This is a genomic window from Nocardia abscessus NBRC 100374 (genome assembly GCF_000308455.1).
Lineage (GTDB): Bacteria > Actinomycetota > Actinomycetes > Mycobacteriales > Mycobacteriaceae > Nocardia > Nocardia abscessus.
Genome location: NZ_BAFP01000114.1, coordinates 16,402 through 39,157, shown reverse-complemented (window position 1 = coordinate 39,157; position 22,756 = coordinate 16,402). Strand labels below are relative to the sequence as shown.

22 protein-coding genes and 1 pseudogene are annotated in these 22,756 nt (G+C 68.3%); 14 read left to right on the top strand and 9 right to left on the bottom strand.

Annotation, left to right across the window (positions count from 1 at the left end):
- Positions 1 to 1,474 (bottom strand): annotated as a pseudogene (locus ON19_RS23800) (hypothetical protein); the annotation flags it as partial.
- A 116-nt stretch (positions 1,475 to 1,590) separates the two neighbouring features.
- Positions 1,591 to 3,381, bottom strand: a complete 1,791-nt coding sequence (locus ON19_RS23795) for a DEAD/DEAH box helicase (protein ID WP_043697127.1) — start codon at positions 3,379 to 3,381, stop codon at positions 1,591 to 1,593.
- 62 nt (positions 3,382 to 3,443) lie between these two features.
- On the opposite strand from ON19_RS23795, the gene ON19_RS23790 reads away from it, so the two are divergent.
- Together ON19_RS23790 and ON19_RS23785 are read left to right on the top strand one after the other, a co-directional pair.
- Positions 3,444 to 4,298, top strand: coding sequence for a carbon-nitrogen hydrolase family protein (locus tag ON19_RS23790; protein ID WP_051169233.1), 855 nt, complete (start codon positions 3,444 to 3,446; stop codon positions 4,296 to 4,298).
- A gap of 11 nt (positions 4,299 to 4,309) precedes the next feature.
- Complete coding sequence (locus ON19_RS23785) at positions 4,310 to 4,933, top strand: phosphoribosyltransferase (RefSeq protein WP_043697124.1); 624 nt, start codon at positions 4,310 to 4,312, stop codon at positions 4,931 to 4,933.
- Positions 4,934 to 4,939: 6 nt separating this feature from the next.
- Here the strand turns inward: ON19_RS23785 and ON19_RS23780 are convergent, their stop codons facing one another.
- From ON19_RS23780 to ON19_RS23760, 5 genes are all read right to left on the bottom strand, one after another.
- Positions 4,940 to 5,464 carry a gamma carbonic anhydrase family protein gene (locus ON19_RS23780; RefSeq protein ID WP_043697120.1) on the bottom strand — a complete coding sequence of 175 codons (525 nt, stop codon included), beginning with the start codon at positions 5,462 to 5,464 and terminating at the stop codon, positions 4,940 to 4,942.
- Between the two features lie 178 nt (positions 5,465 to 5,642).
- Positions 5,643 to 6,491, bottom strand: a complete 849-nt coding sequence (locus ON19_RS23775; protein WP_227954634.1) for an ESX secretion-associated protein EspG — start codon at positions 6,489 to 6,491, stop codon at positions 5,643 to 5,645.
- Positions 6,473 to 7,777 (bottom strand): WXG100 family type VII secretion target, encoded by a 1,305-nt coding sequence (locus tag ON19_RS23770; protein WP_157229819.1) that lies wholly within the window; start codon positions 7,775 to 7,777, stop codon positions 6,473 to 6,475. The genes ON19_RS23775 and ON19_RS23770 overlap by 19 nt, the downstream gene beginning before the upstream one ends.
- On the bottom strand, positions 7,770 to 8,204 hold the full coding sequence (locus tag ON19_RS23765) for a hypothetical protein (protein ID WP_083899586.1): 435 nt from the start codon (positions 8,202 to 8,204) through the stop codon (positions 7,770 to 7,772). The genes ON19_RS23770 and ON19_RS23765 overlap by 8 nt, the downstream gene beginning before the upstream one ends.
- 34 nt (positions 8,205 to 8,238) lie before the next feature.
- Positions 8,239 to 8,955, bottom strand: coding sequence for an alpha/beta hydrolase (locus tag ON19_RS23760; RefSeq protein WP_043697114.1), 717 nt, complete (start codon positions 8,953 to 8,955; stop codon positions 8,239 to 8,241).
- Between the two features lie 30 nt (positions 8,956 to 8,985).
- On the opposite strand from ON19_RS23760, the gene ON19_RS23755 reads away from it, so the two are divergent.
- Complete coding sequence (locus ON19_RS23755) at positions 8,986 to 9,975, top strand: SMP-30/gluconolactonase/LRE family protein (RefSeq protein WP_157229818.1); 990 nt, start codon at positions 8,986 to 8,988, stop codon at positions 9,973 to 9,975.
- 64 nt (positions 9,976 to 10,039) lie between these two features.
- Here ON19_RS23755 and ON19_RS23750 read toward each other — a convergent pair whose 3' ends face one another.
- Positions 10,040 to 10,348: an antibiotic biosynthesis monooxygenase family protein gene (locus tag ON19_RS23750; protein WP_043697112.1), complete on the bottom strand. Its 309-nt coding sequence runs from the start codon at positions 10,346 to 10,348 to the stop codon at positions 10,040 to 10,042.
- Between the two features lie 243 nt (positions 10,349 to 10,591).
- The gene (locus tag ON19_RS23745; RefSeq protein WP_051169231.1) at positions 10,592 to 11,590 is read right to left on the bottom strand and encodes a helix-turn-helix transcriptional regulator; all 999 of its coding nucleotides are present in this window, start codon (positions 11,588 to 11,590) and stop codon (positions 10,592 to 10,594) included.
- 97 nt (positions 11,591 to 11,687) lie between these two features.
- On the opposite strand from ON19_RS23745, the gene ON19_RS23740 reads away from it, so the two are divergent.
- The 11 genes from ON19_RS23740 (at position 11,688) to ON19_RS23690 (ending at position 22,756) form a co-directional block, all read left to right on the top strand.
- Positions 11,688 to 12,824, top strand: coding sequence for an epoxide hydrolase family protein (locus tag ON19_RS23740; protein WP_043697109.1), 1,137 nt, complete (start codon positions 11,688 to 11,690; stop codon positions 12,822 to 12,824).
- A 127-nt stretch (positions 12,825 to 12,951) separates the two neighbouring features.
- On the top strand, positions 12,952 to 13,992 hold the full coding sequence (locus ON19_RS23735) for a Gfo/Idh/MocA family protein (protein ID WP_083899585.1): 1,041 nt from the start codon (positions 12,952 to 12,954) through the stop codon (positions 13,990 to 13,992).
- Positions 13,993 to 14,060: 68 nt separating this feature from the next.
- Positions 14,061 to 14,723 carry an apurinic/apyrimidinic endonuclease family protein gene (locus ON19_RS23730; protein WP_043697101.1) on the top strand — a complete coding sequence of 221 codons (663 nt, stop codon included), beginning with the start codon at positions 14,061 to 14,063 and terminating at the stop codon, positions 14,721 to 14,723.
- Positions 14,720 to 15,583 (top strand): sugar phosphate isomerase/epimerase family protein, encoded by an 864-nt coding sequence (locus ON19_RS23725; RefSeq protein ID WP_043697098.1) that lies wholly within the window; start codon positions 14,720 to 14,722, stop codon positions 15,581 to 15,583. The genes ON19_RS23730 and ON19_RS23725 overlap by 4 nt, the downstream gene beginning before the upstream one ends.
- The gene (locus tag ON19_RS23720; RefSeq protein ID WP_157229817.1) at positions 15,580 to 16,359 is read left to right on the top strand and encodes a sulfotransferase; all 780 of its coding nucleotides are present in this window, start codon (positions 15,580 to 15,582) and stop codon (positions 16,357 to 16,359) included. Before ON19_RS23725 ends, ON19_RS23720 begins: the two co-directional genes overlap by 4 nt.
- A gap of 17 nt (positions 16,360 to 16,376) precedes the next feature.
- The gene (locus ON19_RS23715; RefSeq protein ID WP_043697094.1) at positions 16,377 to 16,817 is read left to right on the top strand and encodes a VOC family protein; all 441 of its coding nucleotides are present in this window, start codon (positions 16,377 to 16,379) and stop codon (positions 16,815 to 16,817) included.
- A gap of 329 nt (positions 16,818 to 17,146) precedes the next feature.
- Positions 17,147 to 18,373 carry an Ldh family oxidoreductase gene (locus tag ON19_RS39125; RefSeq protein WP_051169230.1) on the top strand — a complete coding sequence of 409 codons (1,227 nt, stop codon included), beginning with the start codon at positions 17,147 to 17,149 and terminating at the stop codon, positions 18,371 to 18,373.
- Positions 18,373 to 19,092 (top strand): polysaccharide deacetylase family protein, encoded by a 720-nt coding sequence (locus tag ON19_RS23705; protein WP_043697091.1) that lies wholly within the window; start codon positions 18,373 to 18,375, stop codon positions 19,090 to 19,092. Before ON19_RS39125 ends, ON19_RS23705 begins: the two co-directional genes overlap by 1 nt.
- The gene (locus ON19_RS23700; RefSeq protein ID WP_218006471.1) at positions 19,062 to 19,985 is read left to right on the top strand and encodes a glycosyltransferase family 2 protein; all 924 of its coding nucleotides are present in this window, start codon (positions 19,062 to 19,064) and stop codon (positions 19,983 to 19,985) included. Before ON19_RS23705 ends, ON19_RS23700 begins: the two co-directional genes overlap by 31 nt.
- On the top strand, positions 19,982 to 21,286 hold the full coding sequence (locus ON19_RS23695; RefSeq protein ID WP_306307059.1) for a nucleotide sugar dehydrogenase: 1,305 nt from the start codon (positions 19,982 to 19,984) through the stop codon (positions 21,284 to 21,286). Before ON19_RS23700 ends, ON19_RS23695 begins: the two co-directional genes overlap by 4 nt.
- A 135-nt stretch (positions 21,287 to 21,421) precedes the next feature.
- Positions 21,422 to 22,756: a phenylacetate--CoA ligase family protein gene (locus ON19_RS23690; RefSeq protein ID WP_043697086.1), complete on the top strand. Its 1,335-nt coding sequence runs from the start codon at positions 21,422 to 21,424 to the stop codon at positions 22,754 to 22,756.

Genomic DNA, 22,756 nt, shown 5'->3' with positions numbered 1-22,756 from the left:
CGGCGCACCACTCGTCCGGCCGCTCCGGCGTCCCGGTGCGCGTGGCGACGCGCTGCTCGGCGGCGCGGTCGAGCAACCAATCGCGCAGTCGCAGCACGGTGTGGCAATCGCGTTCGGCGGCGGGCGCGTCCGTCGTGGCGGGAAGCAGCCGCCGCAGTCCGCTCAGCCGGTAGGACGACTCGCCGACCAGCAGCGCGCCGCGGACGATCGGATACAGGTCGACCAGAACGCCCCCGCACAGCAGCTCGTCCACGAGCTCCTCGTTGACGCCGTGCCGTCCGGTGCAGCGCAGCAACGCGGTCCGCACCGCGGAGGAGTAGTGGTAGACGTGCAGGTCGGGATAGATCCGGCGGCGCTGCGTGAGATAGTCCAGCACCTGCTCGAGCACACGGCGTTCGCTGGGCGCGGCACGGCCGGGTTCGCTCGAGCCGACCGGACCGCGCAACGACAGGTGCACCGTGTCCGCACCGCCGACCTCGACGGTGAGCGGGGTGCGGCCGCCGCCCGCGATGGTCAGCGAGAGATCGCCGGGCGAGGGGGCGGGCAGCGCCGCGAGCACGGCCGCGTCGAGCAGCGCGTGGGTGGGCTCGCCGGAAACTTCGCGCCGCAGCTGGATTTCCGCTTGGCGGCGCAGCGCGGAGACAGTGCGCGGCGGTACACCGGGCACCGCGCTCTCGGTGGCGGCCAGCCGATCGATGGTGTGTAGACCCGCCTCACGCAGCCGGGCGCGAGTCGCGGGCGGCATGCCTGCCACGAGCAGCAGGTCCCGCGCGGCGGACAGGGCCTCGGTGCAGGAAGGGCAGCGGCCACAGGCCAGATAGCGCGGATCGCCCCACTGCACCGGCAGCAGTTCGCCGAGCTTCTCCTCCACGATGCGCTCCACCCGGCGCCTGCGCGCCCGATACAGCGGAAGCAGTGCGCTGAGGGCCTGGGCGGTGCTCTCCTCACCGGGATGCAGCCGGACCAGCGGCGCGGTGAGCGCGCCCGAGCGGTCGAGCGCGGCGGCGCAGGCGGCGAGTCCGAGCGCGGCGCCCACCCGGTCGGCGGTGGTGGGCGCGATGCCGTGCACGGTGTAGCGAACCCGATGTTCCGCCCGCACCAGGAAGTCGGCGGAGCAATGGAATCGGCCGTCGAAGAAGGTCGCGCCGTGCACGACGTGCGCGCCGGAGCGCAATGCGGCGACCGTGTCGGAGTGCGCTGCCGTCAGCGCCGCGACATGCCGCCTCGCATCGCCCCGTTCATCGGGTGGGCGGTCGATCTCGACCACCGCGCCGCCGAACCGCGTGCGGTAGTCGTCGAGCAGACGTTGGCGGACCTCGTCGGTTCCGGGTGCGGGCTCGGACCCCGGTGCGGTGCTTGCGAGTTCGGCCGGGATGGTGCCCAGTTCGGCGTCGAGGCCGCGCAGCAGCGCGAACTCGCAGTGCGCCGCGCGGACGAGATCGACGGTGCTGCAGACGACACGATCACCGAACACGAACAAACGCGGCCCTCCTGTGTCTTCGCGGGACACCCGCTGCCGGCGTGCGCCTCATTACACATGGACGGCAACACTGTAGCTAGCGCGCCTGACCTCGAACTACCCTGCCCGGTTCAGGAGCGCGGCTTACGGCGCTCCGGCCGCTTGACAGCGTCGCGCTCCCGGCGCGGGCCGCGGCTGAACGGGCGATGCTGCGGCGCTCCCTGATCCAGTTGCAACTGGATCAGCACACCACTGATCCTGGTGCGCCGCAACGCCTCCAGCGTTTCCTCCGGCAGCTGCGCGGGCAGCTCGACCAGGCTGTGGTCGGGACGGATGCTGATGTGCCCGAAGTCGCTGCGGCGCAGGCCGCCTTCGTTGGCGATGGCGCCGACGATCGCGCCGGGCACCACCCGATGCCGCTTGCCCACGCTGATCCGGTAGGTCGCCAGCTCGGTCCCGGTGGCGCGGTGGTGCGAACCACCCTGCCGGTCCTCCTCGAAGCGGCGGGCCGGCCGCTCGCGCGGGGTCCGGTCGCGCTGCGGGCGCTCCACCGGCTCCGGCTCGGGCTCCATGAAGAAGTTGTCGCCGTCGTAGGAGCCGATCGCCAGCGCCGCCGCGATGTCGGCCAGCGGGATGTTGTGCTCGCGCTCGTAGTCCTCGATCAGCTTGCGGAACAGCGGGAGGTTCGACGAGGTGAGATTCTCGGTGATGGCGTCGCCGAACTTGGTGACGCGCTGCGCGTTGACGTCCTCCACGCTGGGCAGCTGCATTTCGGTCAGCGGGTGCCGGGTGGCCCGCTCGATCGACTTGAGCAGGTGCCGCTCGCGCGGCGCGACGAACAGCAGTGCCTCACCGCTGCGCCCGGCCCGGCCGGTGCGGCCGATGCGGTGCACGTAGGACTCGGTGTCGTGCGGGATGTCGTAGTTGACCACATGCGAGATGCGGTCCACGTCCAGTCCGCGCGCGGCCACGTCGGTGGCGACGAGGATGTCGAGCGAACCGGACTTCAGCTGGCCGATGGTGCGTTCGCGCTGGTTCTGCGCGATGTCGCCGTTGATCGCGGCGGCGGAGAAGCCCCTGGCGCGCAGCTTCTCGGCGAGTTCCTCGGTGGCCTGCTTGGTACGGACGAAGATGATCATCGCCTCGAACGACTCGACCTCGAGCACCCGGGTGAGCGCGTCCAGCTTGCGCTGATGCGAGACCTGCACCCAGCGCTGAGTGATGTTGGTGGCCGTCGAGGTCTTCGCCTTGACCGTGATCTCGACCGGATCGTGCAGGTACTGCTTGGAGATCTTGCGGATCGCGGCGGGCATGGTCGCGGAGAACAGCGCCACCTGCTTGTCCGAGGGGGTATCGGCGAGAATGCGCTCAACGTCCTCCTGGAAGCCCATCTTCAGCATCTCGTCGGCCTCGTCGAGCACCAGGTATTGCAGCTGCGACAGGTCGAGCGTGCCCTTCTCCAGGTGATCGATCACCCGGCCCGGCGTGCCGACCACGACGTGCGCGCCGCGGCGCAGGCCTGAGAGCTGGACGCCGTAGCTCTGCCCGCCGTAGATGGGCAGCACGTGCAGGCCGGGGATGTGCGCGGCGTAGCGGCCGAACGCCTCGGCGACCTGGATCGCGAGCTCGCGGGTAGGGGCGAGCACGAGGGCGCGCGGGCTGCGGCCGGTGGCCTGCAGTCCCATCAGGATCGGGATGGCGAAAGCGGCGGTCTTGCCGGTGCCGGTCTGCGCGAGACCCACGACGTCGGCACCGGAGAGCAACGGGGGAATCGTCGCCGCCTGGATCGGCGAGGGCGATTCGTAACCGACGTCGGCGATGGCCGCCAGCAGGCGGTCATCGATCCCGAGATCGGCGAAGGACGGGCCGTCGGTGTCCCTGTCGTCGTCGCCAGAAACGCTGTCGACCTGATTGGTGCTCATTGACCAGGAGTTTACTGCCTCGTGCTGGCCGTCCCGGCCACCGCCCCAATACGGTGAGACGTATGCAACTGGACAACTCGCCCGCGCATCAGGACGCGACGCCGGATCAGCTGGACGTGGCGGTCGTCCAGTTCGCCCCCTCGACCGACCCTTCGGCGAACCTCGCGCTGGTGCGCGAACACGTTCGCACGGCCCGCGAGCGCGGAGCGCGCGTAGTTGTCGCACCGGAATACTCGATGTTCGCCGTCACCCGGCTCGATGAGCGGGTCGTGGCCGTCGCCGAGCCGCTGACCGGCCCATTCGTCACCGGGCTCGGGAGCATCGCGCGTGAGTTAGGCGTGTTCCTGGTCGCCGGAACGGTGGAGCAGGTCGCTCCCGGCGGCGACCGCATCCGCAACACGCTCGTCGTGCTCGGTCCCGACGGTTCCCTGGTCACCCGCTACCGGAAGGTGCACCTCTACGACGCCTTCGGCCACCTGGAATCCGACGTGGTGGAGCCGGGCGTGATCGAGGCGCCGCCCACCTTCACGGTCGCGGGTGTGACATTCGGCATGCAGACCTGTTTCGATCTGCGCTTCCCGGAGGGCGTGCGGCGGGTCGCCGCGGCGGGTGCGCAGGTGCTGCTGCTGCCCGCGCAGTGGATCCCCGGACCGGCGAAGGTCGATCAGTGGACCACGCTGCTGCGGGCACGCGCCATCGAGAACACGGTGTACGTCGCCGCCGCGGATCAGGCCGCGCCACGCGGCGCGGGCGCGTCGATGATCGTCGACCCGGCCGGCGCGGTGCTCGCCGAACTCGGCGAGGAGTCGGGCGTACTGACCGCCGGAATCGACCTGGCGTACCTGAGCAAGGTGCGCACGGCCAACCCGAGCCTCGCGTTGCGTCGATTCGCGATCAGCGAGCGCGGACCGGAGTAGCGTTCGAATCGATGGTGTACGCCGATCGGACCTCGGCCGGTCGCGCGCTGGGTGCGCATTTGGAGCACCTCCGCGCGTCGAACCCGCTGGTGCTCGGCCTGCCGCGCGGTGGAGTGCCGGTGGCCGCGGCGGTGCGCGAGGTGATCGGCGGCGACCTCGACATCCTTCTGGTCCGCAAGCTGGGCGTGCCGTGGCAGCCGGAGCTGGCGCTGGGCGCCGTCGGCGAGGACGGGGTCCGGGTGCTGAATCCGGATGTGCTGGCGCACACCGGGTTGTCGCCGAAAAAGGTCGACTCGATCGAGACGCGGGAGCGCGCCGAGCTGGAGCGGCGCAGGCAGGTACTGCGCGGTGCGGCGCGGCCGATCCCGTTGACCGGACGCACGGTGGTGATCGTCGACGACGGCATGGCGACCGGCGCCACCGTCGTGGTCGCCTGCCGGGTCGCGCGTCTGCACCAGCCCGCGCTGGTCGTGGCCGCGGTCCCGGTCTCCTCCACCGAGGCGATGCGCCGGGTGACCGACGAAGCCGACGAGGTGGTCTGCCCGTGGGTGCCGCGCTCGCTCGGCGGTGTCGGCGGTGCCTACCGTGATTTCCACCAGCTCGCCGACGCCGAGGTCACCGCGCTGCTGTGCTGACCGCGGTCAGATCTCGGCGATGCCCTTGCGGTGGCGTTGCGCCAGTTCCGAGTAGAAGCCCGGGTTCAGCCGCACCCACATCTGCGCCTGCGTGCCCTCGATCGGGCGTTTCACCTCGGCGGGGGATCCGGCGGCGAGCACGCCGTCGGGGATCTCGGCGCCCGGCGGCACCAGCGAGTGAGCGGCGATCATGCTGCCCGCCCCGATCTTGGCCAGGTCCAGCACCGTGGACCCGTTGCCGACGATGGCCTCGGCGCCGACCGCCGCGCCGTGGAACACCACGCTGTGCGCGATGGTCGCGCCGGGACCGATCTCCATCGGCACGTCCGGCGGCACGTGCAGCACCGCGTTGTCCTGGATGTTGGCGCGTTCCCGGATGACGATCGGCGCCAGGTCCGCGCGCAGCACCGCGCCGTACCAGATCGAGGCGCCCGCCTCGACCCGGACGTCACCGATCAGAGTCGCCGTCGGCGCGACGAACGCCGTCGGATCGACCTGCGGCCGTTTGCCTTCGAATTCGTAGAGTGGCACTCGTACACCGTAAACGGTGCTACGGGGTGGTCGTCGGCACTGTCGCCGATCGTGCCGAACTGTTCGGCCGGAGCGCTCCGAAGACCCCTCGAACGGTGCCGTTTCGGGCGCACGGCGGCCCGATCTGCTCGGTCGCAACTCGAGTGCCGGTTCTTGCGACGTGGCAGGGGGTGTGATGTCAGCGCCCGGCGTAGGCCGTCGACGTGCGCGCGGCCGCGGTGACCAGCGGACGCAGGTGGGCGGCGAAGCGTTCCGCGGTCACCGCGTCGACATCGACGTCGGTGCCGGTGCGGACCGCGTATCGCCCGTCGGCGACGACATCGATCCAGCACAGCACGCCGAACGGGTGCAGTTCGCCCGCGCCGCGGCGGGCGGAGACGACGATCTGGCCGATGCCTTCGCGCGGCTGCCTGAGCAGCCGCCGGATCCGGGCGGGCGTGGACGGTCCGGCGACCGGGACGGTGACCAGGGCTCGGCTGTCCTCGGCGACCTGGGCCAGGGGAGCGGTCATGCGCGTCAGGGTGCCGGGGGTGTTCTCCGGAAGCATCGAGACAACCCGAGCGCACAGGCTTTTCGAGCTACCGGCGAACAAGCGCACGTCGCCGCCGCGGTCAGGGGTGGCGCCGGGGCGCTGCGCCGCGACCACCGCGATGTTCCCGGCGGCGGCGCCGAGGACACGCACCGGGCGCGCCGTCGGCTGAGGGTCCTGCCCTATTGCGGTGGCCGGTGCGGACGGCCGCGGCCCGCCGTCCCCGCGTGGCGCCGGGGCAGGCGCCGTGTCACGCTGCCCGAATACCTCGATGCGCAGGTCCGGCTGGGCGAGCACGCGCAGCGCCGCCTCCAGATCCGCGTCCAGTACCTGATCGCACCAGCGGTCGAGAGCGGGACGTTGCGCTGCCAGCTCGCCGGTGTCGCGTGCCGACAGGCGCACGGCGAGTGGATAGGGAATGCGATCTCCGTCGGTGCGCGACCAGGCCAGCGCGAACTGGTCCGGGGTCAGCGTCCAATTCACTCGTACTCGGTCCATTCACCGAGCACGGGCGGCGTGGTCGGGTCGAGTGCCCCGATGAGTTCGCCGCCGTCGTCGGAGGGCTCGAGGAAGGTGGGGAGGTCGTCGAGGTCGAACTCGTCGTCCTCGTCGTCGATCGGTACCGCGCGCGTGGTCGCCGCGTTCGCGGCCACGCTCGATCCGGAGCGCGGGGTGTCGGCGGCGGCCAGCGCACCGCCCATCAGACCGCCCACCGCGCCTGCGCCCAGACCGGTCACCGCCGCGTCACCGCTGTCGTCCCTCTTGCGCCGCTCGTCGCGCTTGCGCTGCTCCTCGGGCGCGACCTGGCCGCCGACGCCCGGGACTGTCGGCACGGTCGTCGGTGCGCTCGCCACCGAGGCGGGCGCGGTCGCCGGCGCGGGCACGCTCGCGCTGGGTGCGGTGTGCAGGACGGCCGCGGCCGCCGCCGTCGACAGCGGTGCAGCGGCGGCGGGAGCGCCGCGGGATGCGGGCGTCGCGGGTGTTTCCCCCGCGACCGCGGGAGCGACGGGCGCGACACCGGCGGTGGACGTCGACGGCGTGTCCTCGGTGAGTGCCGGATCGGCGGGCGTCGCGCCTGCGCTCTGCTCCGACGGCCCGCTCGGCTCCCGCAGGTGTGTCCCTAGTGAAGCAGGGGGCCCGTCGGGTGAAACCGGAGTGGTTCCGGTGATCTTGCTCGCCGGTGCGGCGGTGGGCGCCGGGGCTGCCGGCTCGTCGGTCTCGTCGGGGAACACGGGCACGTCGGTGCCGGTGCGGACGAAAACGCCCGCGTAGATGTCGTTCATCGCGCGCACGACGTCCTGGCGTGCGTGCTCGCTCGCCTTCTGCCCTTCGACATTGCTGGTCGCCTGGGATGGATCCAGCAGCGCCGCCCCCAGATCGGTCGCGTCGGCGGAAGGTTCGGGCACCGCCGCGCGCAGCGCTTCGGCCGCGTCGCTGGCTTGCCCGAGGCGCTGCGCGACCACGGCGAACACATCGGCGAGGTCCTGGCCGCTCTGCTCGAACACGCGCACCACCGCGTCCGCGCTGGTAGCCGCCGAACCGCGCCAGCCATCGGCGATGACCGCGCGAATCTCGGTGTGTGCCTGAAAGATGGCGTCGGCCAGCTGCGCCGCGGCGTCACCCCAGGCCTGCCTGCCGCCCGCGAGGACCGCTGGATCCAGCAGCTGGACTCCGGCATGGATCTCGGTGTGGGTGAGGTTGTCGAATATTTCGACGTTCGGCGCGTAAGCGGGGTCGGTGCGGCGGTGCCTGGCCCGCTCGCCTGCACGCGGCATCTCACGCATGCGCGGCTCCCGTCACGTCGATCCGTTCGACCGCCAGCGCGAGCGCCTGGTCGGCCTGCTGGTAGGCGGCGGCCGCGGCGCGGAAGGTCTGGGCGAGTTCCCGTGCCGCGGTGGCGTATTCGCTCAACCGGGCGATCGCGCCGTCGGCCTTGCGCTCGAAACCCGCTCGCAACGCGTCACCGGAGGCGAATCCGCCGAAACCGGGCAGGGCCATCGCGGCGCTCAGGACGCGGATCTGCTCCTCCACCCGGTCGGCGAGCAACTCGTACCGACGCGCGCAGCGTTCGTGCGCGCCGTCGGCGACCAACAGGCCGTCGATCCACAGCGAGCCGTCGTCGACCGCTCGATTCAGCGCGGCGATATCGACACCGGGTGCGGTGATCTCGGCGGGTGGCTCTCCGCCGAACCCGTTCTCCTGCGATGGCATCTGCGCCGTCCCCCTTCCTCGTCCGAAGAGCGGTTCACGGATGTCGTGCCAACCCCACGACGACACCCTGCATCCAATCCGCGATGTCGGCAGTGACCCGCGCGTGCACCGGCTCGTGCAACAGGTCGTGCCCTGCGTCGATGTACTCCCGTAAATCTACCGATTCGTGGCGGCTAGTCCAGACCCTGATCGCATCGATCGGCGCGCGCCGGTCATCCACGCCGTGCACCGCGAGCACCGGAAGTTCGCGCGGCAGCGGCGTTCCCGGCGCACCGGGCGCACCACCGCCCAGCGCGCGCTTCGGGACGCCGGACAACACCAGGCCCGCAAGCGTGTCCGCGGACAGGGCGGGCCGCAGCGGGATATCCCGTTCCAGTACGGTCGAATCCGGCTGCCCCACCCTCGGGTCCGGCACTGCGGCGCCGAGCATGCCGAGCGCGGTGACCCCGCCGAGTGAGTGGCCCATCAAGATCAGCGGCCTGCCGGTGTCGGCCAGCGCGACCAGCCGCAGCGCGTCGGCGACCAGTTCGGTCAAGCTGCCCGGCTGCCGCGGATCGCCCTCGCTCAAGCCGTGCCCGGCAGTGTCCAGCGCCCACACCTGCGCACCGGCGGGTTTCACGGCGCGCGCGAAGCGGTGGTAGTGACCGCTGTGCTGGCCGATTCCGGGCAGCAGAACCACGGTGTACAGCGGGTCTTCGATCGGCCACTGCCGATAGTGCATCCGGCCGCGCGCGCCGTCGAAAAATGGCATTCACCGATAGTGCCAAAAATCGTCTCGCGGATGGGACCGCACGATTTCGACGCGCGGACGGCTAAAATGCGCGGCGACTCACTCCTACCCGAGCCCGAGGTGCCCGCGTTGCGAACTCTCCGCCGTCGAGGCGCCTTTCTCTTGTCCGCCACGGTGCTGACCCTCACCGCGGCGCTGGCGCCGGGCGCGGACGCCGCGCCACCGGTCGCCGCGTGCGACCCCGCGGCGGCGGTCACGGCCGTCGCGGCGCCCGTGCCCGTGCTCGACTGGGCGGAGAACCTGGGGTACGACGCGCAGGGCAACTTGTGGGTCTCGCGGCTCTACCGCAACGAGGTCCAGCGCTACGACGCCGCGGGCACGCTCACGGCGACCGTTCCGGTGGAGTTCCCCGGCGCGGTCCGGCTCGGTCCCGACGGACTGCTCTACGTCGTCTACGGCGACGCGCCGGTCAGCGTCGTTCGCCCCGGCGGCGTGATCCGATTCGATCCGGCGGCGGCCGTACCGGAGCCGGAAGTCTTCGTCTCCGGCCTCACCATGCCCAACGGCGCGGCGTTCGACCCGAGCGGCAACCTGTACGTCGCGACCTTGTCCGGCGTGGTCAAGGTCCGTTCCGACGGGTCCGTCGATACCGCGTGGGGAGCGCCGCTGGCCGGACTGGCCGCCAACGGCGCGGCCGTGCACGACGGTGTGCTGTACGTGACCGCCAACGGTGGCCCGCTCGGCCGGATCGTCCGCATCCCGCTCGCCGCCCCCGCGGATCGCGGCACCGTCACCGACCTGTCCACCCGGCTGCCCGGTCTCCCGGATTTCGCCGACGACCTCTTGGTCGACCCGACGGGCATCCTCTACGTCACCACACTGACCGGCCAGTTGATCCGCGTCGACCCCGCCACCGCCGCCGCATGCGCGGTCCTCCGAACGCAGCCACTCACCGCCGTAGCCGCCACCCCCGCCCAGCCGGACCAACTGATCGCCACCACTGAGTCCGGCGCTCTCCTGCGAGTCCACCTCTCCCGCTGAACCCGGGCGCTCGTAGCGGATACGAGAAACCCGACGATCGTGCGCACTCCGAAATACGGTCGGCTCAAATGTATTCGGCTACGACTTCGTAGAGGGCCGGGTTCGCGTCGGCTGTCTTCCTGGCGTCGTCCACGGATGCCAGGACCGCCGGATGGGCTCCGGCTGCCTCGCAAGCCTCGGCACTGTCCCAGTGTGCGACGTTGACCAGTTGGAATCGCGTGTCCGGCAGGAGCGCCCGGTGCAGGCGGACGTCGCGGAAACCCGGAGCCTCGCGCATGATCCGCGCACGTTCGTGCCAGTTCTCGACGAATTCGTCGATCTGTTCGGCGGGTATCTCGAAGACGTTGATGAAGGTGACCCCGTCGTCGGTCATGCGAGTGCCTTTCTGTTCCTCTGCGTGAATGAGCCGCACCGGCAGTGCGTGCGCGCGTCGCGGATTGCCGCGCCGAGCCCGCAGACACCAGTCTTTGCGCGCCGGTGCGCCCCGTCGAGGACAGGTTGTCCACAGATCCGGACATCCGCGGTCGATGGCACTGCGACGGGCAACTCGTAGAGCAGAACGACGCCGCACCCGCCGAGAGGCGGAACGAAACGATGTGGTCACCGGGCCGGGTGTCTAGGCGCCTGCGCTGCGCGGCGGTCTGTCGCCTGGATTCGGGCTGATCGCGCGCTCGGCACGGTCGGCGATCGCGCGCAGGTGTGCGATCAGTTCCGGCGGCTCGTGGACCTCGAAGTCCACGCCCAGCCCGAGTAGGCGGTGGGCCAGCCACTCCGGTGCGTCATCGCGCAGGGCGTCGATCCGGCAGGTGTTCGGATCGATAGCGACGACCTCGCCCGGGTCGTCGCCCAGCCGTCCCGCGACTCGGTCGGCGGAAGTATGGATGGTCGAGTGCAGCCGGAAGACCGGTGTGCCCCAGTCGGTGCGGCGGCCCGCGACGTAGGCGGCGGCATCCGCGGCGGGTAGCGGGCGCGGGGTGAAGCGAGCGGCGGTGGGCTGCGGGCGGTCGATCCGGTCGACCCGGTAGACGCGCCAGTCGGCGCGGTCGAGGTCGTAACCGACCAGGTACCAGCGCCTGCGCGCGGACACCAAGCCCACCGGCTCGGTATTGCGCCTCGTTTCGGCGCCCGCTTCGTCGCGGTAGGCGAAACGCACCCGCTCCCGGTTCGTCACGGTCGCCGCCAAGATGGCGAGCACTTCGGCGTCGACGGCGGGGCCGTCGCCGGAGGGCGGGGCCAGTGCGGCGGCGAGAACCCGCACCCTGCGCCGCAGCTTCGCGGGCAGCACCTGCTCCAACTTGGCCAGCGCCCGGACCGACGCCTCCTCTATCCCGGCCACCGCCGATCCGGCGGCGGCGCGCAATCCGACCGCGATGGCGACGGCCTCGTCGTCCTCGACCAGCAGCGGCGGCATGGCCGTGCCCGCCACCAGGCGGTATCCGCCCGTCGCGCCGAGCGTCGCGGTCACCGGATAGCCGAGCTCGCGCAGCCGGTCGATGTCGCGGCGCACCGTGCGGTCGGTGACGCCGAGACGTTCGGCCAGTTCGCTGCCCGGCCATTCGCGCGGCGTCTGGAGCAGCGACAGCAGCCGAAGCAGTCGGGCGGAGGTGTCGTTCATGAAGGAAAGGATGCCGGAAATCTAGGACCTGTTCAGTCCTAGATGCCTCCTAACGTCGTCGTCGTACCGCAGAACCGACCGGCAAGGAGCCGACCGAATGACCGACATCCGCCCGTTTCGCATCGAGATCCCGCAGGCCGACGTGGACGATCTGCACGACCGGCTCGCCCGCACCCGCTGGACCGCGCAGCTGCCCGGCTCCGGCTGGGATCGCGGCGTGCCGGTCGACTACCTGCGCGAATTGGCCGAGTACTGGCGGACCGGATTCGACTGGCGGGCACAGGAGGCGGCGCTCAACGCGTTCCCGCAGTTCACCACGCGCATCGATGGCCTCGACGTGCACTTCCTGCACGTTCGCTCACCGGAGCCGGACGCGACGCCGCTGCTGCTCACCCACGGCTGGCCGAACTCGTTCGTCGAATTCAGCGAGACCATCGGCCCGCTGGCCGATCCGCGTGCCCACGGACTCGATCCGGCGCAGGCCTTCCATGTCGTGGTGCCCTCGGTTCCCGGGTTCGCGTTCTCCGAAGGCCCGCGCGAGCCCGGCATGACCCCGGGCGAGGTGGCCGGGATGTGGCTGACGCTGATGGATCGGCTGGGCTACCGGCGCTTCGGCGCGCAGGGCGGCGATCTCGGCGCCTACGTCGCGCCCGAACTCGCCATCGCCGCCCCGGACCGGGTGATCGGCGTGCACCTCGACGGTGGGATCGGGATGCCGACCGAGGCGGACGTGCCCACCATGACGCCGGACGAGCGCGCCGAGTGGGATCTCATGCAGCGGTGGATGACCGGCGGGGTGGACCACCACGTCCTGCTGCGCCACGCCCCGCAGACCTTCGCCCACGCGTGGACCGATTCGCCGGTGGGTCTGCTCGCCTGGCTGATGCAGAAGTTCACCGAGTTCGCCCCGCTCGCCGACCGGGTCGAAGACGTGATCAGCCGCGATCATCTGCTGACCAGCATCAGCCTCTACTGGTTCACGGGCACCGTGGCTTCGTCGTCCTGGCCGATGTACAACGGCCTCGGCGACGGGGGATTCACCTGGCCGAAGGGGCAGAAAGCGGTGCCGACCGGCACCTATGGCGGCGGCTCCGCGCTGATGCGGCGGCTCGCCGAACGGGACAACACCATCGTGCACTGGCCGCAGGGCAACACCGGCAATCACTTCGTCGCGATGGAATGCCCGGACGCGCACGTCGCCGACATCCGCGCGTTCTTCGCCACCCTCGATTGACCGCCCTCGCTTTGCGTTCCGGCTGCTGCCTGCGGCCGGAACGATGCTTGCGAAATCGAAGTGGTTGCCATAGCCTTGCGGCGGGGAAGGCTGAGCAACAACCGATTTCGAATGATGTGGTCGTTCGATGGGGTCGAGTTCCGCCGGAGTAAAGTGTTGTCATAGGGAGGGCTGGTTGAATCACGGGGGGGCACTGGCGACCCGTCGCGTCGGCGTTGCGGTGGTCGGATTGGGCAATGCGGGGCAGGGGCATATCGCCGCCCTCGGGAATTGCCCCGAGTATCAAGTCGTCGCGGGTGTCGAGCCGGACACCGAGGTGGCACGCCGAGCTTCGATTCCTATTCGAGACTTCACCGAAATTCTCCAGGACGACGCGACAGACATCGTGGCGTTCTGCCTGCCGCCCGGCGGTAGGGCCGAATTGGTGGCCGGCGCATTGCGATCCGGTAAGCACGTCCTGGTCGAGAAGCCGCCGGCGCAAGACGTTGCCGAACTGGACGATCTCACCTCCACGGCGCGAGCCGCCGGGCGGTTCGCAGGCGTCATGTTCCAGCATCGTTTGTGCTTGCCCGACCAGCTGACTGCGATGGATCCATCCGCACCGGCCGAACGTTTCGCGGGTGCGACGGGCAGTCTTGTCGTTTCGCGACCACGCGGCGATACGTACTACGGGCACGGATGGCGCTCGCGTGCGGCCGTGGCGATGGGTGGCGTCACAGCTCACCTCGGTGTGCACTACCTGGATCTGGCTTGCCAAGTTCTGGGGCCGATAGCCGATGCCGAAGTGCTGTCCCGGGTCGAGGCGGCACCAGGGGTCGACAGTGAATTGATCGGACACATCCGCTTCGTCTCCGGGGCGGCCTTGAATCTCACTGTCACCAGCCGCTCGAAACATCGGTGCGAGCATCTGACGATTCTCGGTCCGAACGACCGTCTGGAAATTCGGGATGGCGCTTGCACCGGTGAATTCGCCGGAGAGGCGTTCACCCACACAGCGCGTCCGGCGATGGAATTGCGCGCCGAGGTTTATCGTCGCTTGGCGATAGCTGTCCGAACCGGAAGCAACCTCGGGGTAATCGCATTGTCGCGTAGCCGGACCATCACCGATGCGCTGGTTCGACTGTCGGGTGTCGCCGCGATTCCGGCAGGCGTTGACCGCGCATGGTAGCGGCCGGTTTCAGCACCACAGGACGACATGACTCCGAACGGGTGGGTACGGGGCTGAGTTCCGGCACCATGCCCAGCAGTTCGGCAGCCGAACTCGCGGCGCTGACCGGGGCTGCGGGCGGGACGGGCGTCGATCTCAGAGCGGGCAAGGGGCACGGCTGGGAACGCCACGGCATCGATGAAGGCATCGCCGCGGTACTCGGCGCAGGGCTGTCCGTCTACTTTCTGGGACTCGGACTACGGCTCGGCGAGCGGGGAGTCCGATTCGATTCGATCCATCCGGCGGTCGCGGTGCCGATCAAGGTGTTCTGTGTGGAAGAACCGGATCCGGCACTCATCGACGCGCAGTGCGTCGAGGCGGCCGAGCGGGGGATCGAACTGCTGGTCGAGACGCACCACGGCGGGCCCGATGCCGCGCGTTTGCTCGAGTTGGCCGAACGCACCGGAATCGGTGTGGTACTCGACCTGCTCGGACTCGCGCGAATCGGCGGCGCAAGCCGGACCCGGCTGCGGGAATTGGCCCCGCACGTCCGTGCCGTGCAGGTGAAGGGTTTCGAGTCGCCCGAAAACGGGTGGCGGCATCGCCCCCTGAAGTCGTCCGACTTGGATCAGGTCCGGCAGATACTGGCGGATGGTGCGCCGGTCCGCGCGATAACGGTGGAGTCACGCGCGGGTACACCTCGTCGGGACCTGGCCCTCGTTCAGCAACTGCGCGCAGAGGTGTTTCGATGAAGCTTGCCGTGATCGGTGATGAAATCGCCCAGGACATCGAGGTGGTCGCCGATGTGGCGGCCGGCTCAGGAGCGAGAGGAGTCGAGGTCCGGTCCGTCGCCGACCGTGCGCCGGGCATGCTGACCAGGCCCGAGCTGCAACGCATCAGGAACGCACTCGATGCCAAGGGGCTCGAGGTGGCGGGGTACGCCCCGCCCGCGTTCAAATGCCCGCTACCGGTCACCGACGAGGAATACGCGGTGGTCGCCGATGAGCTGGCCGGGTTCATGGAGCAAGCTGCCGTGCTCGGCGCGCCACATGTACGGATATTCACCTTTTGGAGAGAGGGCGAGCCCGATCCCGTGGGGGCCGCGCGCGCCGCTGCGCGTGTCTTGTCCGAGGTGCGCTCCGAGATACCGCTTGTCGTCGAGACGGGCACTCGCACGAACACGCCGACCATGCGCCATGTCCTCGCGTTCCTCGAGGAGTTGAGTTTCCCGGGCCTCGGAATCCTGTGGGACCCCGGAAACACGGTGTTCAGTGGGTGGGATCCAGCCCCCTTCCCGGAGGACTATGCCGCTGGCGGAACACTGATTCGCCATGTCCACGTGAAGGATCCGGACGGCATGAACGGCTATGTTCGGATCGGATCGGGCGACCTGCCGTGGCCTGCGATCTTGCGGCGGCTCGCGGAGGACGGCTATGCGGGGTATTTGAGTTTGGAGACGCATTGGCGTATCGGCCGCGTGCTGTCCGCGCAAGAGCGTGACACTCCGTGGGGAGATGCCTTTTCGCGGGACGGGCGGGCGGCGAGCGTCGAATGCCTCGGTATCCTCCGGACGATGCTGGATCAGACGTCGAGAGTGGGGCCTCCGTCATGAGCCCTGCACCTCCGGTAATCGTGATGGGCGCCCAGCGATCCGGTACTACGGCACTCGCATCGGTACTCGATCTCGCTTTCGACAAGGCCGGTGGCATCTTCACCGTCAACGGCAAGCTGCCATACGTCTTGCACCGGTGGGTGACAACGGCGGATCTGGAAGCGCGCCATCTTCGGGTCGATGAGATGATCTGGGCGTTGCGTCGCAAGCCGCCGTTCGGAACGAACAGCGAAAGATGGCTGGCGACAACGGAAACCGTTCTGCGCGCTGCTGCCGTCACGGTAAGCGCCGGAGAGGTCACCGATGCGGTGCGACTGCGCCGCGACGTGCTCGACGGGGCGTATGCCGGCGCCACGCGGTTCGGCGAGAAATACAACGAATATCTGCTCGAACTCGACGCGCTTGCCGAAAGCCTGCCGGACGCGCATTGGGTGCTCCTGATTCGGCATCCGGAAGCGGTGGCTCGGTCGACGCTGCGATGGACCGGGGATCGCCCGTGGCGGCCACCGGACCGGGAGGCGGCCTTGGCGAAGTGGGTGGCATGGCATGAGCCATGGCTGGCCCATCCACGCACGGCGGACCAGCGACTGTGCACGGTCGTCGAATACGGCCGGCTCTGCGCGGGACCTGGGCTTGCACGACTCGGCTCGCGGCTCGACGTCGATCTGGCTCCGTACCGCGAGCTGCTCGCAGAGTCTCCGGCGCCGATCGAAGCCACGCTTCCCGCGCCGGTGCGCGACACGTGGACCCGGTTACTCGGGCAAGCAGGACTGTGAGACGAAAGGCTGTGCCAATGTCAGTTCTCCCGTACGATTCCGCGGCGGCGTCGACCGATTTCCACCTCGGCCTACACCACGTCCAGCTGGCCATACCGCCAGGTAGCGAGCCGGAGTGCCGGCAGTTCTACGTCGAGGTGCTGGGATTGCGGGAGGTGCAGAAACCTCCTGTGCTCGCGGCTCGGGGTGGCTTGTGGGTTCGTGGCGACGGACTCGAGATCCACCTCGGTGTCGAACAGGATTTCCGCCCTGCGCGCAAGGCTCATCCCGGCATTCTCGTCGGACGCCTCGACGCGCTGGCCCAGCGATTGACCGAAGCGGGTGTCGAGCTCTCCTGGGACGGGGAATTCCCGGGATTTCGCCGATTCTATGCATTCGACTGTGTGGGCAACCGGCTGGAATTCATGTCTCCAACGCATGACACGGCGCCGGAAAATGAATCCGACTCGGGTAGTTGACAGAACCCCGCTATTGGTACATGATTTGTTTGTAGCGATTATCGGGTCGGATAGGCTCTGAAAGTCGCGTGAATCGGTAGCACGCATGCTCGAATGCGATACCGATTCGACTGGGGATCTTCATTTGGCAGAAGGGGAGTCTGCTGGTGCTCGAATTACGTGATGTGGTTCATATTCACGGAAGTGGGGGAAATGAGCAACTGGTGCTGCGCGGCGCAACGCTCGTGATAGAACAGCCCCAGGTGGCGATGCTCTGCGGATTGAATTCCGCAGAGCGGCATACTCTCGCTGAATTGCTCAGCGGTCGAACTTCGCCTCGATACGGATTCGTGCGAAGCGATGCCGACGTCGTCGTTCTCGACGTGGGCGACGCTCCCGGACCCGATATCGAGTCGTATGGGTCGAGGGAATTATCCGATCGCGTGGTCGTCCTGCTGACCGGGGCGCCTCCGGTGGCCAGAACCGGCCTGCGGGTTTTCGGTCTACACGGCGGCGAGTTCGTTCCTGCAATCGCGCCGGACCCTTTCGCGATAACCATGGTCGAGGCTGGTGAATTGCGCTCCCGGGTCGAGAACGAATTGATACGAGCCGGCCTTCCCGCACGGCGGGCGCAATCCGTGGCGCGCATTCTGGTCGATGCCGATATTCGCGGACATGCGTCACATGGCGTCAGCCTGCTGCCGACGTATCTGCGGCGGATCGCGGCGGGGGGTATCTCGGCGGCTGCGGAGCCCGCCGTCACGAACACCACGCCGGCGGTGATCTCGATCGATGCTTGCGGTGGCCCAGGGCAGGTCGCGGCGGAGTTGGCGGCCGGTCTGTGCGCCGACCGCGCCGCTGAGCAGGGCCTGGCGGCCGTCGCCGTCCACAACAACAACCACGTCGGAATGCTGGCGGCGTACCGAGATCCGTTCCAGGAGCGCCAGGTCGTCGGCCTGCTGCTGAATATCTCCGGGCCTGCGGTCGCGGCCCCTGGTGCGCAACGCCCCACTCTCGGCAGCAACGCGTTGTGTCTGGTCACCCCGGGACCGGTCGGTGGCGAACCGTTCTGCATCGATCTCGCCACCGGAGTCGTAGCCGCGGGCAAGATCCGTGATGCGCTCAATCGTGGCGTACTCGCGAACGAAGGGTGGCTACAGGACCCGGCGGGCCGGCCCACTCGGGACCCGGCGCAGTTGGACGCCGGGGGCTCGATCCCGCTTTTCGGCGGATACAAGGGCCTGTGCATCACCCTGGTCGTCGAGATTCTCGCCGGAGCACTCGCCGGTGGTCTGGTTAGTCCGCAAGTAAGCAAGCAGCGCAAACAGCCCGGTGCCGTCATGCGGTGCTCTCAGCTGTTCGTAGGCTTCGCGGTCGAGCGCTTCGCCGCCGACCGTGAGCCGACCGTCCCCGCGCTGGTGCAGGTGCTCCGGCAGGCCGTGCTCGACGGTTACGGCTCGCCACCCACCGAGCCGTGGTTTCCGGATCAGGCCGAGCACCGGCACACCGAACTCGCGCACTCCGCCGGTGTTCCGGTCCCGACAGCGGTCCTCGACGAATTGGGTTGGGCGCGGTAATGACGGTTCAGTATGCCGATCCGCGGGTCGGTTCGGCTTCGGGATGGCCGCTGGTGTTGTACTTCCACCACGTGCGTGCCGATATGACGCATTACACCGCTCTGACTCCCGATGCGTTTCGTCGCGGGTTGGATCTGATTCTCTCCGAATTCGGTCCGGCGCTCGACCCCGGAACAGTGCGGGCCGGATTCGTCCCGCCCGCGCGACCGTCGGTGCTGATCACATTCGATGACGGATACCGGGACAACTGGGAAATCGCCGCACCGATCCTCGCCGAGTTCGACGTACGCATCGCTCTTTTCTGTGTCACCGACGAACTGGAAGCGACGGGTGAATCGCCCGACAGCGAATTCATGAGCTGGCGACAGGCGATGGAGATGCGTGCCGCGAGGCACCTGTTGGCGGCCCATACCCGTACTCATCCGAAGCTCACCGACTTGGACGCACGCAGTGTCCGGCAGGAGATCCACGGTTCGTTGTCGGCGGTGGCCGAGCGCACCGGCCAGCCGACATCGCTGTTCGCATATCCATACGGCCTGGTACCGGCAGGTGCGGTGCTCGGTCCCGATGTCCTCGGCTTCAGCACGGTCAAAGTCCGGCCCAAGCCATGGGATCTCGCGCCGCATCGGATTCGTCGGACCTATCTGCCGACGCACGACTCCGAGTCCTGGCCTGCCCTGGTTCGAGAATGGAAACGGCAGTGGTACGTATCTCAGTGATTATTCCGACCCGGAATCGGCCAGATGATTTGCGACGCTGTCTGGCCGGCTTGGTTGAGTGCGTGCAGCGCCTCGATGCGACGCCGGGCACGGCGCTCCACGAAGTCGTCATCGTCGACGACGCATCGTCGCGATCCGACGCCTTGTCTCCTGTCTATGCGAGCGACCTGCCCACGACCGTGCTGTACAACCGCGTACGGATGGGGGCGGGCAGCAGTAGGGCACGGGCTGTGTGCGCCGCTTCCGGTGATGTCCTGGCATTCCTGGACGACGATGCCGTTCCCCGCGGAGACTGGCTCTCGGTGGCCGGGTCGGTCACCGAGCATCGACCAGCGATCAGTGGGCGAGTGCTGCGGTTCGACAAGGGGTTGGTCTCCTCCGCCCGGCAAGCACGCTATGACGACCGGTGTCGCTCGTTGTCCGAGGGAGATCCCATCAGCTTCTTCGCGGGTGGCAACAGCGCGATTCTGGCCTCCGCGTTCCGAGCCGTGGGTGGATTCACGCGCAACGGCGTCGGAGGAGACAACAGTCTTGCCGAAGCGCTCGCCGCCGACGGCAATCCCGTGCAGTTCCAGCCTGCGCTGGTGATCGCGCATCGAAACGGCAAAGGGATGCGACGCGCAATTCTGGATTCGTGGTCCAGCGGCCGCGACCACCAGCAGCAGCTCACGATTCCCGCGGCGATTCAGTTGGTGCGCGCAAGCGGACTCGGTGGTTCACCCGCCGTGCGCGGACTCAATCGCATGCTGAGCGTTGTGCACGCCGCCGGCCGAATGGAGCGGCGGAAGAGGAGTTCGCGTTCGACGAGCGCCACGATCTCGCGAGGATTCGCGCTGGAGCGCAAGCACGTACCGGACTGTCCGGATATCGAAGCTGTGGTGGCGAATCGATGAACACGCGTATTCTCGCAGCCGCTCGCCGCACTACGCCGGGATCAGAGCCCGCACCGGCGATGTCCATATCTGCCAAGATCGGAATAATCGGGCTGGGCTACGTGGGTTTGCCGCAAGCGCTGGCCTTCGCGGAAGCAGGTCATCCGGTGTGCGGCGTCGATACGGATCCGGCGGTGTGCTCGCTGCTCCGTTCCGGCCGCAGCCCCGTGGATACCGTTGCGGACGACCGAGTTTCTCGTACCGCCGATTTGTTCGCCGTGACATCGGATGTCACGGACCTGCGTTCCTGTGACGCAGTGCTGATCTGCGTACCGACGCCGCTCGGACCGGACCGCGGGCCGGATCTGGTTCCGCTGATCTCGGCGGCTACGACGGTCGCCGAGAATCTGCGGCCGGGGCAACTGATCGTGGTCGAATCCACGGTCTATCCAGGCGCCACCGATGGTGTGGTACGCCCGCTGTTGGAGAGCGGCGGGATGCTGGCGGGACGAGATTTCCACCTCGCCTTCGCACCTGAGCGAATCGACCCCGGAAACCTGAGCTTCAACACGGCGAACACCCCGAGAGTGATCGGAGGTTTGACGGCCGAGTGTGCCCGAAAGGCGGCCGACCTCTATGGACGGGTCGTAACAGCCATCCATGTGGCTCCCGGTCTCCTGGAAGCCGAAGCGGCGAAGATACTCGAGAACACCTACCGGCAGGTCAATCTCGCCCTTGTCCATGAGTTCGCGGCCTACTGTGCCGCCGCTGGAATAGACGCCGGCGCCGCCATCACGGCGGCGGCTACCAAGCCGTTCGGTTTCCATGCCTTCTATCCGGGAGCCGGGGTCGGCGGTCACTGCATCCCGGTCGACCCGATGTACCTGGCCGTCGCCGCACGTGACGTCGGCTCGCCGATGACATTGGTGGAGCGGGCGCAAGAGATCAACGATGACCGTCCGCGACACGTCGTCGAGCGGACCGCTCGATTGCTGGCGGGGCGCGGCAGGGAGTTGTCCGGCGCGCGTGTCGTCGTTCTCGGCCTCACCTACAAACCGAATGTGGCCGACGTTCGGAACACTCCCGCGGTCGGACTCGTGCGTGAGCTGGCCAGGGCAGGAGCGGTCGTCTCGATTCACGACCCGTTCCTTTCAGAACTTGTCGTTGACGACGTTGCCTTGCGCGTCGAACCAGACGTGCGGTCCGCGATCGCAACGGCAGATCTCGTGCTGCTCGCTCAGCGGCACGAGCATTACGACTCGGCGCTGCTGCAGCAGGCTCGCCTGCTGCAGATCGCCGACGTTCGATACGAGGGGAGGTGACAAGCATGGACATCGTGACCGAGGAAGCCACCATCTGATCGTTTGATTCAGAGGTGTGAAGGGCGTTGGGGGCGCAGCCGCGCCCCCAACGCCACCCTGTTTTCGGAAGGTTGGCTCATGGGATCAGATGCGGCAGTGACCGACGCGCTAGCGGGTCGCCCGCGCTATTGGCACAATCAGACACTACGCACGTATGCCGCGGTCGCCGAGGGTTGGCGGATGTACGACACGGTGTACCGGCACACGGAGTGGGATCTTGATCGGCTCACGGCCGTATCCGAGGGGCGCCTGCGAGAACTTCTCGCCTTGGTCGCCGAGCACGGAACGGTAGAGCAGCGGACCGCCTTGGCCGGAGTCGGTGCGAACGAAGACCCGCGAGACATTCTCGACCAACTTCCCGTCCTGCGGAAGACGGATTTGATCCGACGACCGTACGAGTTGCGTACCGGACTGCTCGATTCGGTCGACGTGCTGCGTGTTCGGACCTCCGGCACTACCGGCGAACCTGTCGTCATCGAGCATGGCGAGTCGCATCTGATCAACGGCGTGGCCATGCCCATGCGGGTTTTCCACGCGTATGGCCTCGCGCCCGGTTTTCGTACTCTGCGAGTCACCTGCGACCCGCGGCACGACCTGGTGCATTTCAGCGGCGACGCCGCAACCTGGACACGATTGCGGATCAACCTCTCGAAGGTCACCGCTGCCAACACGCGATATGTCGAGCAACTCGTCACCGATTTCAAGCCCGAGGTCGTGTGGGGGCAGCCGATGGAAGTTCTCGTGCTGGCTCGCATGATCACCGCGGGTGAGCTGTCGATACCGAATCCCACCTTGTTGCTGACCCACGGCGATACCGTGGACGCGCAAACGCGCACAGCACTCGCCGCGTCCTTCGATGCGCCGCACCGAGACATCTTCGGGCTGCAGGAGTTCGGGCAAGTAGCTTGGGAGTGTCCAGCGGAAGCGGCGACCTACCACGTCAACGAGGAGCGAGTGCATATCGGTCTCGACTCCGACGGCGCACTGCTCTTGACCAATTTGATCAACTCCACCATGTTGCTCGTCAAGTATCGGCCGGAAGACCGGGCCGAGCTACTCGGCCGATCGTGTCCGTGTGGACGGGCGCTCCAACGATTGCGCGGTTTGGAGGGCAGGCAACGTGGCTTCATCGCCGACCGCGAGGGGGTGCCGATGAACGTCAAGCCCGTGCAGCTCTACCTCGAATCGCTTCCCCTACGCCGGTGGCAGGTCAGACAGAGCGAACCGGGGAAGGTCGAAGTTCTGATCGTGCCGGAGGGGCCGACTGTCGAATTCGATAAGAATCGGATCATCACCGCGATGAATCTGTCCGAGGTCACGGTGCGTCGAGTCGAACTCGAAGACCTGCTGACCACAGGCGGGAAATCGCTCCGTTTCGACCTGTTCGTCAACCAGCAGAATCTGGCGCGGCACCTCACCGAAGTGAGGTGA